The sequence below is a fragment of the Halomonas sediminis genome (assembly GCF_044871105.1).
In the GTDB taxonomy this organism is placed as follows: domain Bacteria; phylum Pseudomonadota; class Gammaproteobacteria; order Pseudomonadales; family Halomonadaceae; genus Vreelandella; species Vreelandella zhuhanensis.
This window is the reverse complement of record NZ_CP085246.1, coordinates 565,938-582,669: the sequence shown is the minus strand read 5'-3', so window position 1 is coordinate 582,669 and position 16,732 is coordinate 565,938. Positions and strand designations below refer to the sequence as shown.

Genomic DNA, 16,732 nt, shown 5'->3' with positions numbered 1-16,732 from the left:
CCAGACGCTGAACCAGTGTCCTTCTCTTGATCAAGACATGAGTGATCACAGGGGCACTCCGTGCCCTTAATTGAAAAGCTATAAAGGAATCTCGAAGGAGCACCAGACATTTTGAGCTGATGTCCCACTCATCTCCCGTATCCACTGCACTTCACTACGCTCCATCGGCGTCACAGTGTCCGCAAGTACCATCACGTCTTGAATGACAGGGAGGTGTCTACTGACTCCCATGAAGTCTTGATTGCATTACTGGATTAGGACATTCAGCAATCACAGCATTCATGAACCAATGAAGCACCGCATGACTGACTTGATGAATGACGTAACCAATGAACCATTCCCCCACTACCTCAAGCCAGTCAGACCACCATGCCATGATCCACTACCGACACAATGAATGACTCAACCATAGGGTTATTGGCTTCATCCATTACTCCACTACCTGAAACGAGAGCACTCGACCCATGCATACCTCAACCGCAACATCCGTAGCACAGCACAGCGTTAACCCGCGACGTCACCGACCACGTGCCCAACCCATCCAAATGCAACGCAAGGAGGTGAACTGACCAAACCATCCAGAAACAGGAACCCTACTTCTACGGCAGCCAACATCGGCTATTCCTTTAACCCTTCTCACAAAACTGACGTCATGAACCACTATCCCATTCCTTACTACAGGATCTCTCTCTTGAGCCACCTCACCACGACACTGCTTCTCTACCACGATGCATCGGTAACCCTCTTCAGCTATGTCACTGCCCTGGGTTAGCTGCTTGCTGTGATTGATTTGATTGGCTTCGCATCATGGCTTGCATTCCCTTCGATCACCTGGAGGGGAACCCCTTACTCTTCTTGCCCCACTACACAAGCAATCCAATACCTTGTGGTCATGCCTCCAAGGGGAACCAGTGAGTCTCATAGCTGGTGAGACTAGGGGTCTCATTTTGACCCCCTGCTGGAAGGAACTGCCACCCTTGAGTAAGCCAAGCAGCAAAGGGCACCGAGAGCCTTCAATTGGCTTCATACGCCTGTTCAAGGACCGGAGCGCCACTCTGGTATTGCCTTGGCCCATCGGCCCGCATAGGACGTGATAGAGCCATGGACGTACCGGATGAAAGCCCAGCTTGATTGCTGGCAGATTCCCCAGGAAGGGCTCAACCACCCACGGGAAGGATCCCGGCATCGTCACCCTCAAACACACACCACCAGGGCCTTGCTCATTGGGCTCCCATTCCATCAACCCTATCAGGACAAAACCAATGTCACCCTTCGACGTCAGCCCCGTTACACCCTCACACTCCATTGCCAGCCACCTGAGTCCCTTGCGGATCTACCACCATGCAGCCAAGCCGCGGCTCTCAGGCGCCTTCTCCGTACCAGGGGGTAACCAGCGAGCTCCACCCATCGCGTTACCCTTGAGCGTAATGGCTTGGGTTTGCCTGGCTTCCCTCAGGGTTCCTACCTCTCTCAGCCAAGCCTGCTGTCTCACGGACGAGACGGCCTCACAGGCTCCACAGGTGGGTTCCGTGCTGAACCAGGGGATAGGTTTCCTCCTGTGGGAAGCCATGCCTGTAACGCTTAGCAAGGCCAACAGGACGATCCTCCTCATCCAAATGGCCGGGTACTGCGATGGATGCTTTGTTGTAGTACAGCGCTACTGGGGGGACTGAACCACTGGATCGGTGCAGTATTGCAACAGGGCCTGGGTAGACGAGGGCAATCCAGGGAAGGAGGATGGTTGGTTTCCCTGGTCTCGAAGTGTTTCAAAAGCTGGAGATTGTGAAACACTCTTCGGGCTGTAACCCGCATTCCAGAGCAGTTTCTGAAAAATACCTATAGTAGTAAGAAACGTCTTTTACTTCCTGGTTTGCCCATTGACCGCCCGGAGGACGGTATCCCCTTCCTATCCCACGACTCACGGACATACTCCCGGCTCCGGTAACGGCAGAGATAGAGGAGTTATCACTGGTTTCTTCGTCTTCTGGCCAGTGCCAGATCAATCACCTGGCATTGTTCTACTGGACGAGCGGTATCATAGACCAGCCTCCAGCCTGCTCCATCAGGGCAAAGCTCATGTCGTGGCAAGTCATAGCCATCCATCAGATACCTCATCTCAAGCCAAGGAAATGAGCCAGGTCGCCTACCACCTATCACGCAGCCCACGCAGCTGATCGAGATCCAGCTCATAACGCAGCAGTGGCGGAATGCTCTCCTCGAGGCGCAGCTCCTCTCGCTGCAGTAGAAGAAGGATCACGGGTAGGTAAGTAAGTTTGGTCTGTCTACTCATCGGTGGGTGGCTCCTGGTTACCCTTGCCTTTTCGGTACGTCGCATGGCCCCTCACATTGGGTCATGAGTCCAGTTGTCTCTTCTGTGAGTCAGGTTGTGTCTTATCCGATGAAACCACCTCCGGTAGCAGATTTCAGCATGTCAGTACCCATCTCTTGGCATCACATGGGACCAGTCCAGCAGTTCCACCACCTCCTGCAGTACCGGCAGCCACTTGCGCTTATCGGTGGCACTGCCGTAGTGGTCTGACATAGAAGCCCCTGTATGGCCCACCAACCACTCAACATGTGTCAGAGGAACGCCCTTCATCTTCAGTGCCTCTATCATGGTATGTCGGTAGCCATGAAAGTCAGGGCTGATCTCGAGTTTCTCCCTCAGATAGCCGAACGCCTTCGAGGCACGCTTCCCATACTGTCCCTTGTAGGGTTCAATGGTGAAGAGCCGTTCATTGCCCTTCCGGCTTGCCACGTATTCCAAAAGACCCATCCTGAGCAGCTGTGAGTGAACCGGTACCACTCGCCAAGAGGAAGCATTCTTGACGAACCTGCCGTCCTCAGCATGAATCTTGAACGCCTGCACTCCCGAGTATTCAAAGAAATCTTCAGGAGAGAGAGCAGCCAGTTCTTCCAGCCTCGCCCCCGAGTAGATGGCAATGAGTGGCAACCAGTACTTCCAGGCATACTTATTGCTTCCTCGGTGCCTGTGCAGCAAGTCCGAATGAAACCATCGAGACAGCTCTTCCTCCGTCCACGTCCGATCTGGATCAGGAACCTTTGGCTTCTTTCTCAGTTTGATCTTGAATGGATTGCTTTCGAGCTCATCGACCTCTACCAACCAGCCCGCAAATGTATGCAGGTTACCGATGATGTTGTGCTGGGTCGTATCGCCGATTGACTGCTTACCCACGGCACGGATCTCAGCCAGCGTCATCGTCTTCCAGCGGCCGTGGTTACGGTGGGCAGGATAAGTCTTGAGCAGCCTGATGAATGCCCGCACGACTGACTTCGTCAGCTTGTCGGTAGGAAGGTCTCCCATCAGTTCGATGAAGACATGAAGATGCTGCCTCATCGTCTCTATGGTCTTCTCACGGGCTTCTGCGAGACGCTCCGCAGCGAACTGTTCAAACAGCACACTCATACACGGAGACACCTTATCGGGTGGGGACACCTGTGCCAGAACAGTCTGTAAGCTCTCTGATGCCCTGCCCTGCTCAACCTTAGGCTTTCCCCGCCACCAGGGCTTGAGAAACCCCTCCGCTCCTTCCAGGGCAGCCTGCGAAGGCTGGTCGAATCCAAACTCTCCGGTTACCGCGTTGATCCTAACCTTATAGCAAGCACACTTCTCGCCACTCTGATTGATAGCGATCAACGGGATGATATGCAGTATCTGATAAGCAAGGCGGGCTTGAGGGGCGATGTCAGTCGGTAGCGTGGAAGCCAGTGAGGCCAAGGCATTCCACTCAGGGGTGACGCTACTCTCAACCTGACCGTTTCGGAGTGACTCGAATACCTGCTGATAAGCCAGCCACAGCAGCATGGCACGGCGACGAGCAGTTATCTTGCAAGGAGTATCGAGTGTCTTACGGATTTCACGTCTTTGATGATAGGCATGGCGGAGGTCATGGGGAATGACAATTCGGGCATACCAGTTCGTGCGGTGACGGCTGCGCGTCAGATAGGTTCCGTAGGGCATGTCAGATCTCGAGAGTGGATCACCAAAGTGTCACACCTCAGGGTCTGATCTAGTCCGTAACCCTTTTGAATCCCATGGTTATGGGCTTCATGAGTTTGTTGGTGCCGGTGGTCGGACTCGAACCGACACACTGTTTCCAGCGGCGGATTTTGAATCCGCTGCGTCTACCAATTCCGCCACACCGGCAACGGTTGCGTATTATACGTAGGCAGCCGGAGAGGTCAATCACAAATGCTGACTTTGGCGAGGTTAATCGCTATCCTATGCCGCCCGATTCATTCCAAGAGTCCCTTTTTCCATGCAGCGTGCCGATTTCGATTACCCGCTTCCCGAGGAGCTGATTGCCCGCTATCCCTCTGAGAGTCGCAGTGACTGCCGCCTTTTGTGTGTGGACGGCCCTTCAGGCGAGCTGGCCCATCGGCGCTTTCCCGACCTACTGGAACTGCTGGCGCCGGGCGACTTGCTGGTGTTCAACGACACCCGCGTGATCCCCGCGCGCCTGCACGGCCACAAGGCCAGTGGCGGCAAGGTGGAAATGTTGCTTGAACGCCCGCTGGATGCGCATCGAGGGCTTGCGCATATCCGTTCGAGCAAGTCGCCAAAGCCGGGGACCGAGCTGATTTTCGAAGGCGATATCCATGCCATCGTGGAGGGCCGCCAAGACGCTCTGTTCGAGCTGCGCTTTTTGGGCGAGACGCCATTGATCGACCTGCTGGAGCGCCACGGCCACATGCCGTTGCCGCCTTATATTACCCGCGAGGATGAGCTCAGCGACCGCGAGCGATACCAGACCGTCTATGCGCGACGCGATGGCGCCGTGGCCGCTCCCACCGCAGGGCTGCATTTCGATCAACCGCTGCTCGATGCGTTGAAAAAAAAAGGCATCGAAAGCGCTTACGTCACACTGCATGTGGGGGCCGGCACCTTCCAGCCGGTGCGCGCCGATGATATTACCCAGCATCACATGCACAGCGAATGGATTGAGGTGAACGAGGAAGCTTGCCGCCAGGTCAGAGCGGCCCAGGCGGGTGGCAAACGCGTGGTTGCCGTGGGCACCACCAGCGTGCGTTGCCTGGAAAGTGCCTGCCTGAAGAGCCCGGATGGGAACATAGCGCCTTATAGTGGCGATACCGATATTTTCATTTATCCGGGTTATGAATGGCGCTGCGTGGATGCTCTGATCACCAACTTTCACCTGCCTGAATCCACCTTATTGATGCTGGTCGCCGCCTTTAGCGGTTACGACAGCATGATGGCCGCTTACCGGGAAGCCGTCGCCAAGCGCTACGCCTTCTTCAGTTATGGCGACGCCATGTTTCTTAGCCGCCGTTGAGCACTTTCCAAGCGCTTTTCCCAGATTTTCACGATCCTTTTTAACAATTTTCTTTTAACGACCCTTTTAGACCCAGAGGGCAAGAGACCCCCATGCGAAATGATTGTTTTATGCGCTTCGAGCGCCTGGCCGACGATGGCCGGGCGCGTCGCGGCCGCCTGCACTTTCCGCGCGGCACCGTAGAAACCCCGGCATTCATGCCGGTTGGCACTTACGGTACCGTCAAGGGCATGACGCCTGACTCAGTGAAAGAGATTGGCGCGGAGATCATTCTCGGCAACACCTTTCACCTCTGGTTGCGGCCCGGCACCGAGGTCATCGAAGCCCACGGCGACTTGCATGACTTCGCCCAGTGGGACAAACCGATTCTGACCGATTCCGGTGGTTTTCAGGTCTTTTCTCTGGGAGAAACCCGCAAGATTACCGAACAAGGCGTGCACTTCCGTTCTCCGGTGGATGGTGCCAAGGTATTCATGGGGCCGGAAGAGTCGATGGCCGTACAGCGCTCCCTGGGCTCGGACGTGGTGATGATCTTCGACGAATGCACGCCCTATCCGGCGACATTCGATGAAGCGGAAAAGTCGATGGAGCTTTCACTACGCTGGGCCAAGCGCTCCTACGAAGCACATGGGAACTCGCCTTCCGCATTGTTCGGCATCATTCAAGGCGGCATGCATCCTGAGTTACGTGAACGTTCGCTGAAAGGCCTTCTCGATATTGGCTTTGACGGCCTGGCGATTGGCGGGCTTTCCGTGGGCGAGCCCAAGGAAGAGATGATCAAGGTGCTCGACTATTTGCCCGACTGGATGCCCGACGAAATGCCGCGCTACCTGATGGGCGTGGGCAAGCCTGAAGACCTGGTAGAAGGTGTGCGGCGTGGTATCGACATGTTCGATTGCGTCATGCCGACACGCAACGCCCGCAATGGTCATTTGTTCACCGCCGAAGGCACCGTCAAGATTCGCAACGCCAAGCATCGCTTTGATATCCGACCGCTTGAAGAGGGATGCGACTGCCATACCTGCCAGCATTTTTCCCGTGCCTACCTCCATCATCTGGACCGCTGCAACGAAATGCTCGGTTCGATGCTCAATACCGTTCACAATTTGCGCTACTATCAACGCGTCATGGCTGATTTGCGCGCGGCTATCGAAGCGGGTACATTGACGAACTTCGTGGAAGGCTTCTACGCTCGGCGCGGCATGCCTGTGCCCCCCGCCCCGAATTGACCACAGCCACTCACTTTATCGCATCATTTCATTCCCTCAATCAGGAGCTCGTTTCAATGCTGGATTTCTTCATTTCCCCAGCCCTTGCCCAGGATGCCCCCGGCGGCGGCGGCATTGCGCAAATTGTCATGCTGGTCGGTTTCGTGGCGATCTTCTACTTCCTGCTGTGGCGCCCTCAGGCCAAGCGGGCCAAGCAACACAAGCAGCTGATCAGCGGTTTGGCCAAAGGCGATGAAATCGTTATCGGCGGCGGCCTTGTGGGTCGTGTCACCAAGGTGGGCGATGAGTTCATTACGCTGGAAATCGCCGAGGGTACCGAAGTCAACGTGCAGAAGAATGCCGTGGCCGCCGTATTGCCCAAAGGCACCATCAAGTCCATCTAAGCACCTCTTCCCCCTGCCGAACCTAGTGCCAGCCACCCCGGCAGGGGTGGAAATGGTCTGAAAGATGGTGACCTTCCGTTGCACGTCGCATAAGTGACGTGCAACGTTCCGTCCGTTATTGAAGGCAGGGCTTGCATGCTCAACCGTTACCCCCTGTGGAAGTATCTGCTGATTCTGGTCATTCTGGTGACCGGGCTGATCTACTCGCTTCCCAATCTGTACCCCGAAGATCCTGCGGTACAAGTCAGCAGCGATCTCGCGCTGGATGTACGCCGTATCACGCAGATCGAAAATGCACTGTCCGATGCCGATATCCAGATCAAGGCTTTCGAAGAGCAAAACGGCCAATGGCTAATCCGCCTGAAACATCCCGACGATCAGCTTAAAGCGCGCGACATCCTCAGCGATATGCTGGAACAAGATGCCACGGTGGCGCTTAACCTCGCCGAAGCCACGCCGGGCTGGCTCCAGGCACTGTCCGCCTCACCAATGACCCTGGGGCTCGACCTACGCGGCGGCGTGCACTTCTTGCTCGAAGTGGATATGGAAGCCGCCCTCACCCAGCGCCTGGAAGTTAACGCCAGTGCCATGCGTGAAATGCTACGCAGCGAACGTATACGCTACCGCAACACTGAAATCGACGAGCGTCGCCTATCGTTCGACTTTGCCAGCAGTGAAGATCGCGATGCCGCGCGGCGCTTGATCAGCCAGGAATTTCCCGACTTCGACTATGAAAGTCCCGGTGAGGACCGTAGCGCCAGTCTGGCAATGACGTTGACGGAGCAATCCATCAACGAAATCCAGGATTACGCCATCAACCAGAACTTGACCACTCTGCGTAACCGAGTGAATGAGCTGGGCGTATCCGAACCGCTGGTACAGCGTCAAGGACCGGATCGCATCGTGGTGGAACTTCCCGGTGTGCAGGATACCGTCGCCGCCAAGCGCATCGTCGGCGCCACGGCCAACCTGGAATTCCGTCTGGAAGCCCGCCCGGACACACCCAGCACCGAAACCGAAACCTTCAGCTTTCGCAATGAGCCTTCGCGCACCGCTGAGCTGATGCGCGATGTGATCATCACCGGGGACAGCGTCTCCAGCGCCAGTCATAGCTTCGATGAAAATGGTCGCCCCCAGGTCAATATCAACCTGGACGGCACCGGCGGCACCCTGATGAATCGCGCCACTCGCACCAATATCGGGCGCAACATGGCGGTGCTGTTCATCGAGCACAAGACCGAAGACCGGGTGGTCATGGAAGATGGTGAAGAAACCGTGGTGCGTGACCCCTACGTGGAACGCGGACTGATCAGCCTGGCCACCATCCAAAGTGCGCTGGGCAACAGTTTCCGTATCACCGGGCTGGACTCCCCCACCGAAGCGGGGGAACTGGCGCTATTGCTGCGTTCCGGCTCATTGGCCGCGCCGATTTACTTTGTCCAGGAACGCACCATCGGCCCGAGCCTTGGGCAGGAAAACATCGAGCGCGGCGTGATGTCGGTGATCGTCGGCCTGTTGCTGGTGGTCGCCTTCATGCTGATTCGCTACAAGGTATTCGGGATAATCGCCAATGTCGCACTGGCGCTGAACCTGACGCTGCTGGTGGCGGCCATGTCGATGCTGGGTGCCACACTCACGCTTCCGGGGATTGCGGGTATCGTATTGACCCTGGGCATGGCGGTGGATGCCAATGTCTTGATATTTGAACGGATACGCGAGGAACTACGTAACGGCCTCTCGATACAACAGGCCATTCATGCCGGTTACGAGCGTGCCTTCACCTCGATTCTGGATGCCAACATCACCACGCTGCTGGTGGCGGTGATTCTATTTTCGATCGGCACCGGGCCGGTCAAGGGCTTCGCGGTAACCCTCTCGCTGGGCATTATCTCGTCGATGTTCACCGCCCTGCTGGTCACCCGCGCCATGGTCAACTTGCTTTACGGCACCAAGCCGGTGAAGAAGCTCTGGATTTAAGAGGTGGTAATGAAACCCATAACACATCGACAACTCGACTTCATGGGCAAACGCCGCCTGGCGTTTATCGTCTCGGCGATACTGCTCAGCGTCTCGATATTGTCTATTCTCTTTCAGCAATTGAGCCTGGGGCTGGACTTCACTGGCGGAACCTTGGTGGAAGTCCGCTTCGCGGTCGCGCCGTCACTCGACGCCATCCGCCAGCTGCTCGAAAACGCCGGCTTTCAGGATGTCTCGGTGCAAACCTTCGGCGCCTCTACCGAGGTGTTGATTCGTTTGCAGCAAGCCTTCGACCCGGAAGTCGGCACCGAAGTCGTCAATCTGTTACGTGACGATGGAGCGACGGTGGAGCTGATCCGGGCCGAGTTTGTCGGCGCCCAGGTCGGTGACCAGCTACGCGACCAGAGTGGGCTGGGCATGCTTGTCGCCCTAGGCGTGGTAATGCTCTATGTCGCGCTGCGCTTCCAGTACAAATTCGCCATCGGTGCGCTGTTGGCGCTGCTACACGATGTGATTATCGTGCTGGGTGTCTTTTCGCTGTTTCGGCTTGATTTCGATCTCACCGTACTGGCCGCCCTATTGGCAGTGATCGGCTATTCATTGAATGACACCATCGTGGTGTATGACCGGATACGCGAAACCATTCGCAAGTCTCTGCTGAATGACATGCCGGCCATTTTCAATGAAGCGATCAACGCCACCCTGGCACGCACCCTGGCGACATCCGGCACCACCCTGCTGGTATTGCTGGCATTGCTGGTGCTGGGCGGCGACATGATCTATCACTTCTCCATCGCGCTTATCATCGGTGTAGTGGTAGGCACCTTTTCGTCGATCTATATCTCCGGTGCGCTGCTCCTACCGCTCAAGCTCAAGCGCGAAGACTTGATCCCGGCGAAGAAAGAAGACGAAGACGCCGAGGAAGAACTGCCTTGAAGACCGCGTTACTCAAGCGGCGCTGACTCGGCCGCAACGCAAAAAGCCCCCTGTCGGTAACCGACAGGGGGCTTTTTCATTGATCAGAAACGCAAAATCCGACTCAGAAGTGCGGTGTCAGTTGCTTGACCAAGGCCTTGTAGAGACGCGGCCCGGCGGCCATCAACTGGCCTTCGACCGTGACCGAGGGTCGGCCGTCCGGCGTTCCCATCAAGGCCCCGGCTTCCTTGAGCATCAGGCTACCCACATGCATATCCTGTTCTTCCAACCCCAACACGAAAGCACTATCGACTCGGCCGCTGGCCAGTTCACAGATATCCAACAAGCCACTGCCGCTGGCCAGCAGGGTATTCACCTGAGGTCCAAGCTGCTGGGTCAGAGTGAGGTAGGCCGGCAGATGACGACTACGTAGAAAGAGTTCAGGCAAGCTCATCGCCATTCGAGTGGCTTCGACCGCGGTAGGCTTGCTTACCCGGATACGCTTGTCGTTATGCTGAGCACCCCGGCCACGGCTGGTGATGTATTCGTCATCGCTGAAAGGACAGACCACGACGCCATGTTCCGGGCGGCCCTTGACCAGGCAGACTACCGAGATCGCAAATCCCTTGCCCGCTACCGCAAGATTGGAATAGCCGTGTATCGGCTCGATTTTCCAGAGAATCTCCTCGCTTTCCCCCTCACCTGGCTTGTGAGGCGTAAAGCGCCCCATGAGCCCGTGCTGGGGATAGCCGCGTTCCAGCTGTTGCACAATGGTGGCTTCCGCCTTGTGGGCGGTCTCTTCCAACAGGCGGTCGAGGTTGAACTCATCATGAGCGTTTTCGATGCGTTCACGCACACGCAAGAACTGTTCGGAGGCACTGCGCGCAGCACGCAGTGTGAATTGGACCATCGGATGCATGATCAAGCCTTTTTACGAATATGTTAAAGAACGGGTATTGAAAAACAAACGCTAAAAAACGGTTGTTGAAGACAACCAAATAAAGAGCAGCAGACAGCGGCAAGCACATTGCGTATCTTGTTGGCGCGCAATCCTAGCAGATCCCCCTCCGGCACGCCACGCAGCCGTGCTAAACTCGACGTTTGTACTCAGACAGGCTCCGCTTCGGTGCGGCTTATCTATCTTGACCGTATTTCCTTGCCCGTATTTTCGACTTTTGAGTTTTTCTTCATGCTTGAGCGCATTCGCATCGTCCTTATCGGCACCAGCCATCCCGGCAATATCGGCGGCGTCGCCCGTGCCATGCACAATATGGGGCTTGCCGACCTTGCCCTGGTCGCACCGCGCTGTGAGGTGATCACCCAGGACAGCATTTCCCGCGCGTCCGGTGCCGACCACCTTCTGCACCGCTCGCTAAGCCACCCCACTCTGGAGGCGGCGGTAAACGATTGCACCCTGGTGGTGGGCGCCAGCGCGCGTTCGCGCACCCTGCCCTGGCCGATGATTTCACCTCGTGAACTGGGCCAACGGCTACCCGAGGAATGTCGCGACCCCCAGGCACGAATCGCCTTGGTGTTCGGCCGCGAGGACAGCGGCCTGACCAATGCCGAACTCCAGCGCTGCCATGCCCATGTGCACATCCCGACCAATGCTGATTTCAGCTCGCTCAACCTGGCGGCGGCGGTACAGGTGCTGGCTTACGAATGTCGCATGACTTGGCTTGACCAGCTTGAAAATGCGCCACAGCCGCAAAAGGCGGAAGACTCCGTGGCGCAAGCCTTGGCGACCCATGCCGAACTGGAGCACTTTTTTGCTCACCTGGAGCGCACCCTGATCGCCATCGAGTTTCATGATCCCGCCCAACCGCGCCAACTGATGGCCCGGTTGCGTCGTTTGTACCTGCGCGCCCGGCCGGAACGCATGGAACTCAACATCTTGCGCGGGATACTTTCCGCTACAGAAAAAACCGCCAAGTCAGCCGAGATGCCGCCTTCGGAACACCCTTGAAGCCCACTGCTTACGCCCTCACTATATGAAAGGCACGGCTCCACTCCCTCAAGGAACGCCGCATGTTTCAACTTCTTCGTGAAGACATCAATAGCGTGTTCGACCGCGACCCCGCCGCACGCAATTTTTTTGAAGTGCTGACCAATTACCCCGGCCTGCATGCCTTGCTGCTGCACCGTTTGAACCACTGGTTGTGGGGCAAGAACCTGAAATGGCTGTCGCGTACGCTTTCGACGTTTTCCCGCTGGTTGACCGGCATCGAAATTCACCCTGGTGCCACGATAGGGCGACGCTTTTTCATCGACCACGGCATGGGTGTCGTGATCGGTGAAACCGCTCAAGTGGGTAACGATGTTACGCTGTATCAGGGCGTCACGTTGGGGGGTACCAGCTGGAACAAGGGCAAGCGTCATCCCACCCTGGAGGATGGCGTGATCGTCGGCGCCGGCGCCAAGATACTCGGCCCTTTCATTGTAGGGGCCGGAGCCAAGATAGGCTCGAATGCCGTGGTCACCAAGGAAGTACCCCCCGGCGCCACGGTGGTCGGCATCCCCGGCAAGATCGTCAAGCGCCTGGAGCCGGACGCGGAGGAAGCGCTTGACGTCGACCCGGCACGCCGCGAAGCCATGTGCCAGAAATTCGGCTTTGACGCCTACGGCGTCAGCCAGGACATGCCCGATCCCATGGCCCGCTCGATGCAGGCCATGCTCGACCATATGCATGCCGTGGATGAGCGTATCGAGCATATATGCACTACCTTGCGCAAGCTCGATGCCAGCTACCGTGACGGTAGCCTGCCGGAATTGCGCGATGAGGATTTCGCCGAGATACTCGATGAAAAACCCACCGGCAGTTCTGGCACCGGCCGCTTTCGATCACAGGATGAACAGCACAATGGTTGACCTTAGCACTCAGGCTTTCCCATAATGGCTATTACATTTGCTGATTGTTCGCCGGCCTTGCCGGCACCGAGGTGCTTGTCATGCGCTTGACCACCAAAGGTCGCTACGCGGTAACCGCCATGCTCGACATGGCGATGCACAGCGGCCAAGGCCCGACCAGCCTGGCCGATATTTCCCAGCGACAGCAAATATCGTTGCCGTATCTTGAGCAGCTTTTCGCCCGGTTACGCCGGGCAAAGCTGGTCAGCAGCGTACGCGGCCCCGGCGGCGGCTACCTTCTGGCCATGGCGCCTGAAGACATTTCGGTATCGCGAGTGATCGATGCGGTGGATGAAAGTGTCGATGCCACTCGCTGTCAGGGCCTGTCCGACTGTCAGCAAGGTGACACCTGCCTGACGCACTATCTGTGGAGCGAACTCTCGACGCGTATCCGTGATTTTCTGGACGACGTCACCCTCGAGAAATTGATGCACCGCCACGACGTTCAACAAATCGCTACACGCCAAGATCAGAGAGTCACGGGCAATATCCTGGCGTCTTCCTGAGCCTCGCCTCCTCGATAGTGTTTATCCATTAGCCGTTGGCTTGTTCAACTTGCACCCTTCAAGCGTAGACATCCTTAAATGAACGCAACCGCTCCCACCCTACCGATCTATCTGGATTACGCTGCCACCACGCCAGTGGATGCCCGCGTGGCTGAAGTGATGCACCGCTATCTGACGGTGGACCAACTGTTCGCCAACCCCGCGTCACGTAGCCACATGCTCGGCTGGCAGGCGGAACAGGTAGTCGAGCAGGCCCGGCGCCAAGTGGCCGATGTCATCCACGCCGACCCGCGTGAGATCGTCTGGACCAGCGGCGCCACGGAAGCCGACAACCTGGCGCTGACAGGCTTCATGCGGGCCAATCAGGCACGCGGCCGCCACCTGGTAACCTCCATTATCGAGCATAAAGCCGTGGTGGATACCGCCAAGGCATTGGAGCGGGAAGGGTTCGAGGTGACCTGGCTAACACCGCAACGCGACGGACGGATTCAACCCGGGCAACTGCGCGAGGCCATGCGCGAAGATACCGTGCTGGTATCGCTGATGGCGGTAAACAACGAACTGGGCAGCATCAACGACATTGAAGCCTTGGCGGCGGTGGCCCATGAACACGGCGCCGCCTTCCATAGCGACGCCGCTCAGGCGGTTGGCCGTATCGGGCTTGACGTCGAGGCACTGGGCGTCGACTTGATGTCGCTCTCTGGCCACAAGGCTTACGGCCCCAAGGGTGTCGGCGCGCTTTACGTCAAACGCCATCCAGACATCCGCCTGGAAGCATTGATTCACGGTGGCGGCCATGAGCGCGGCATGCGCTCGGGCACCTTACCCACCCACCAGATTGCCGGCATGGGCCAAGCCTTTGCCTTGATACAGAACGAAGGCCTGGAAGATCAAACCCGCATTACCGCTCTGCGCGACAGGATGCTGCAAGGGCTGGCGGATCTACCCGGCGTGCATGCCAACACGGCCATTGAAGTGTCGGTGCCCAACATTCTCAATTTGGCATTTGCCGATGTCGACGGTGAGTCATTGCTGATGGCGTTGCGGGATATTGCCATTTCCACCGGTTCGGCATGCAACTCCGCAAGCGTTGACCCGTCTTATGTATTATTGGGGATCAAGACGCCCCGGGCATTGGCGCTGGCATCGCTGCGTTTCAGCTTTGGTCGCTTCACCACCGATACCGAAATCGACCACGCCCTGACCGTGCTGCGCCATGCGTTGCAAGGGCTGCGCAGCACAGCAAGCCAGACATAGCGCTATCTATACAAAGACTTATCGATGGACGTCAAGCGGTTACCGCTGTCACTTATTTTTGCAGGAGAACCACCATGGCGACTCTCAATATTACTACCGCTGCGGCAAATCAGATCCAACATGTGCTCGCTGAACGCGGCCAAGGCTTGGGGCTTCGCGTCTCAGTCAAGCCCAGCGGCTGCTCGGGTTATAGTTACGTGCTGGATTTTGCCGATGAAGCCAACCCCGACGACATCTCTTTCGAGGATCACGGGGCTCAGGTGTTCGTCACGCCTAATGCGCTGGAAATGCTCGACGGCAGCGAAGTGGACTTTGTCAACGAAGGCTTGAACCGTTTTTTCCGTTTCAACAACCCTAACGTCAAGGATGAATGCGGCTGCGGCGAAAGCTTCACCGTTTAACCAGCGTCACACCGGTATTCAATGCCTTGACGAGGCGCTATAATCGCGCCCACTCGGCATGCCTGCCGCCGCAACTAATATCGCGCCGGCTCCCGAACCGCTTGTCTTGCGTGCCGCCCAGGCATTTCCCCGGGCGGCACCTTCTGTTTAAATCCATTCAAGGAGAGCCTTTACCATGGCAACTCAACGCACCCTGTCAATTATCAAGCCCGATGCCGTCGCCAAAAATGTCATCGGCGAAATCTACACGCGTTTTGAAAAGGCCGGCCTGAAAATCGTCGCGGCTAAAATGATGCACCTCTCGCGTGAAAAGGCCGAAGGCTTCTACGCCGAGCACAAGGAACGTCCTTTCTTCGGTGACCTGGTCGGCTTCATGATCTCCGGCCCGGTCATGGTGCAAACACTCGAAGGCGAAGACGCCATCGCCAAGAACCGCGATCTGATGGGTGCCACCAACCCCAAAGAAGCCGAACCCGGCACCATTCGCGCCGATTTCGCTGAATCTATCGATGCCAATGCTGTCCATGGTTCCGATGCACCTGCCAGTGCCGAGCGTGAAATTGCTTATTTCTTTACCAATGACGAAATCTGCCCGCGTTAATACTGCCCGCGCCAAGGCAGTCTTGCCGGCCACTTTTGCGGGGGTTGACACCCCCGCCTCTTCGAATCGCTAATCACCATGACCACTGTTTCCGTAAGTACTCAACCCGAAAGGACTAACCTACTGGGTCTTTCTCGCGAAGGCATGGAAGCTTTTTTTCTTTCCATCGGCGAGAAGAAATTCCGCGCCGCCCAGCTCATGAAATGGATCCATCACGAAGGTTGCGATGATTTTTCCGCCATGACCAACCTGTCCAAGCCACTGCGTGAGCGCCTGGAAGAGGTGGCTGAAATTCGCGGCCCGGGCGTCGTCTACGAAGGCACCTCCAACGACGGCACCCGCAAATGGGTACTCGAAGTCGAAGACGGCAGCTACGTGGAAACCGTATTGATTCCTGCGGAGAACGGCAAGCGCCGCACCCTTTGCGTGTCCTCCCAGGTGGGTTGTTCACTGGACTGCAGCTTCTGCTCCACCGGCAAGCAGGGTTTTCAGCGCAACCTGACCGCCGCCGAGATCATCGGCCAGGTGTGGGTCGCCCAGCGCAGTTCAGGTCCGCAGAAGGATTCGGCCAATCGCGCCGTGACCAACGTGGTGATGATGGGCATGGGCGAGCCGTTGATGAACTATGACAACGTCCTGCCTGCGATGAAGCTGATGCTTGACGATAATGGTTACGGACTTTCCAAACGTCGGGTGACGCTTTCTACCTCAGGCGTCGTGCCCATGATCGACAAACTCGGCGACGACATCGACGTGAGCCTGGCTATTTCCCTGCATGCCGCCACCGACGATCTGCGCACCGAGCTGGTGCCGCTCAATCGCAAATACAACATCCGTGCGCTGTTGGATGCTTGCCATCGTTACCTGGCCAAATGTGGCGATGCTCGCCTGATCACCATCGAGTACACCCTGATCAAGGACATTAACGATCAACAGGAGCATGCCGAACAACTGGCGGCATTGCTCAAGGAGTTGCCCAGCAAGATCAACCTGATTCCGTTCAACCCCTTTCCGCACTCAGGCTATGAAAAGCCTTCGCGTAACCAGACCATGCGTTTTCAGCAATGGCTATATGATTTGGGTCTTAACGCTACGATTCGCTCTACCCGGGGTGACGATATCGATGCTGCTTGCGGCCAATTGGTGGGGCGGGTCAAGGACCGCACCAAGCGCAATGCGCGTTATATTCAGTCCATTCAACTCGATGCCGACTAAATCGGTCACCGCCTTGACTTGCGCAA

Annotated in this window: 15 protein-coding genes and 1 tRNA gene; 12 read left to right on the top strand and 4 right to left on the bottom strand. The window is 56.9% G+C overall.

Features of this window, described 5'->3' with window-relative positions; translation table 11 throughout:
• Nucleotides 1–2,143: 2,143 nt before the first annotated feature.
• The 3 genes from LG290_RS02875 to LG290_RS02865 form a co-directional block, all read right to left on the bottom strand.
• Complete coding sequence (locus tag LG290_RS02875) at nt 2,144–2,290, bottom strand: hypothetical protein (protein WP_499836171.1); 147 nt, start codon at nt 2,288–2,290, stop codon at nt 2,144–2,146.
• A 141-nt stretch (nt 2,291–2,431) separates the two neighbouring features.
• Nucleotides 2,432–3,982, bottom strand: coding sequence for a DUF6538 domain-containing protein (locus LG290_RS02870; RefSeq protein ID WP_499836170.1), 1,551 nt, complete (start codon nt 3,980–3,982; stop codon nt 2,432–2,434).
• 99 nt (nt 3,983–4,081) lie between these two features.
• A tRNA-Leu gene (locus LG290_RS02865) sits at nt 4,082–4,168 on the bottom strand.
• Between the two features lie 112 nt (nt 4,169–4,280).
• Here LG290_RS02865 and queA point away from each other — a divergent pair.
• The 5 genes from queA (at nt 4,281) to secF (ending at nt 9,840) form a co-directional block, all read left to right on the top strand.
• The gene (gene queA, locus LG290_RS02860; RefSeq protein WP_499836169.1) at nt 4,281–5,315 is read left to right on the top strand and encodes a tRNA preQ1(34) S-adenosylmethionine ribosyltransferase-isomerase QueA; all 1,035 of its coding nucleotides are present in this window, start codon (nt 4,281–4,283) and stop codon (nt 5,313–5,315) included.
• 110 nt (nt 5,316–5,425) lie between these two features.
• The gene (gene tgt, locus LG290_RS02855) at nt 5,426–6,544 is read left to right on the top strand and encodes a tRNA guanosine(34) transglycosylase Tgt (RefSeq protein WP_499837009.1); all 1,119 of its coding nucleotides are present in this window, start codon (nt 5,426–5,428) and stop codon (nt 6,542–6,544) included.
• Between the two features lie 56 nt (nt 6,545–6,600).
• Nucleotides 6,601–6,927, top strand: a complete 327-nt coding sequence (yajC, locus tag LG290_RS02850) for a preprotein translocase subunit YajC (protein ID WP_160417455.1) — start codon at nt 6,601–6,603, stop codon at nt 6,925–6,927.
• A 135-nt stretch (nt 6,928–7,062) separates the two neighbouring features.
• Complete coding sequence (gene secD / locus LG290_RS02845) at nt 7,063–8,904, top strand: protein translocase subunit SecD (protein WP_499836168.1); 1,842 nt, start codon at nt 7,063–7,065, stop codon at nt 8,902–8,904.
• 9 nt (nt 8,905–8,913) lie between these two features.
• Entirely contained in the window at nt 8,914–9,840 is a 927-nt protein-coding gene (gene secF / locus LG290_RS02840) for a protein translocase subunit SecF (protein ID WP_499836167.1), read from the top strand.
• Between the two features lie 103 nt (nt 9,841–9,943).
• On the opposite strand, the gene LG290_RS02835 is transcribed toward secF, so the two are convergent.
• Nucleotides 9,944–10,738, bottom strand: a complete 795-nt coding sequence (locus tag LG290_RS02835) for an inositol monophosphatase family protein (RefSeq protein ID WP_499836166.1) — start codon at nt 10,736–10,738, stop codon at nt 9,944–9,946.
• A 270-nt stretch (nt 10,739–11,008) separates the two neighbouring features.
• Between LG290_RS02835 and LG290_RS02830 the strand changes: the two genes are divergently transcribed.
• The 7 genes from LG290_RS02830 (at nt 11,009) to rlmN (ending at nt 16,706) form a co-directional block, all read left to right on the top strand.
• Complete coding sequence (locus LG290_RS02830) at nt 11,009–11,785, top strand: RNA methyltransferase (RefSeq protein WP_499836165.1); 777 nt, start codon at nt 11,009–11,011, stop codon at nt 11,783–11,785.
• A 62-nt stretch (nt 11,786–11,847) separates the two neighbouring features.
• Nucleotides 11,848–12,687, top strand: a complete 840-nt coding sequence (gene cysE, locus LG290_RS02825; protein WP_499836164.1) for a serine O-acetyltransferase — start codon at nt 11,848–11,850, stop codon at nt 12,685–12,687.
• Nucleotides 12,688–12,767: 80 nt separating this feature from the next.
• Nucleotides 12,768–13,232, top strand: coding sequence for a Fe-S cluster assembly transcriptional regulator IscR (gene iscR / locus LG290_RS02820; protein ID WP_499836163.1), 465 nt, complete (start codon nt 12,768–12,770; stop codon nt 13,230–13,232).
• Between the two features lie 78 nt (nt 13,233–13,310).
• Complete coding sequence (locus tag LG290_RS02815; protein WP_499836162.1) at nt 13,311–14,489, top strand: aminotransferase class V-fold PLP-dependent enzyme; 1,179 nt, start codon at nt 13,311–13,313, stop codon at nt 14,487–14,489.
• A 74-nt stretch (nt 14,490–14,563) separates the two neighbouring features.
• Entirely contained in the window at nt 14,564–14,890 is a 327-nt protein-coding gene (locus LG290_RS02810; RefSeq protein ID WP_499836161.1) for a HesB/IscA family protein, read from the top strand.
• Nucleotides 14,891–15,065: 175 nt separating this feature from the next.
• On the top strand, nt 15,066–15,491 hold the full coding sequence (gene ndk / locus LG290_RS02805; protein ID WP_499836160.1) for a nucleoside-diphosphate kinase: 426 nt from the start codon (nt 15,066–15,068) through the stop codon (nt 15,489–15,491).
• 78 nt (nt 15,492–15,569) lie between these two features.
• Complete coding sequence (gene rlmN / locus LG290_RS02800; protein WP_160417465.1) at nt 15,570–16,706, top strand: dual-specificity RNA methyltransferase RlmN; 1,137 nt, start codon at nt 15,570–15,572, stop codon at nt 16,704–16,706.
• Nucleotides 16,707–16,732: the final 26 nt, after the last annotated feature.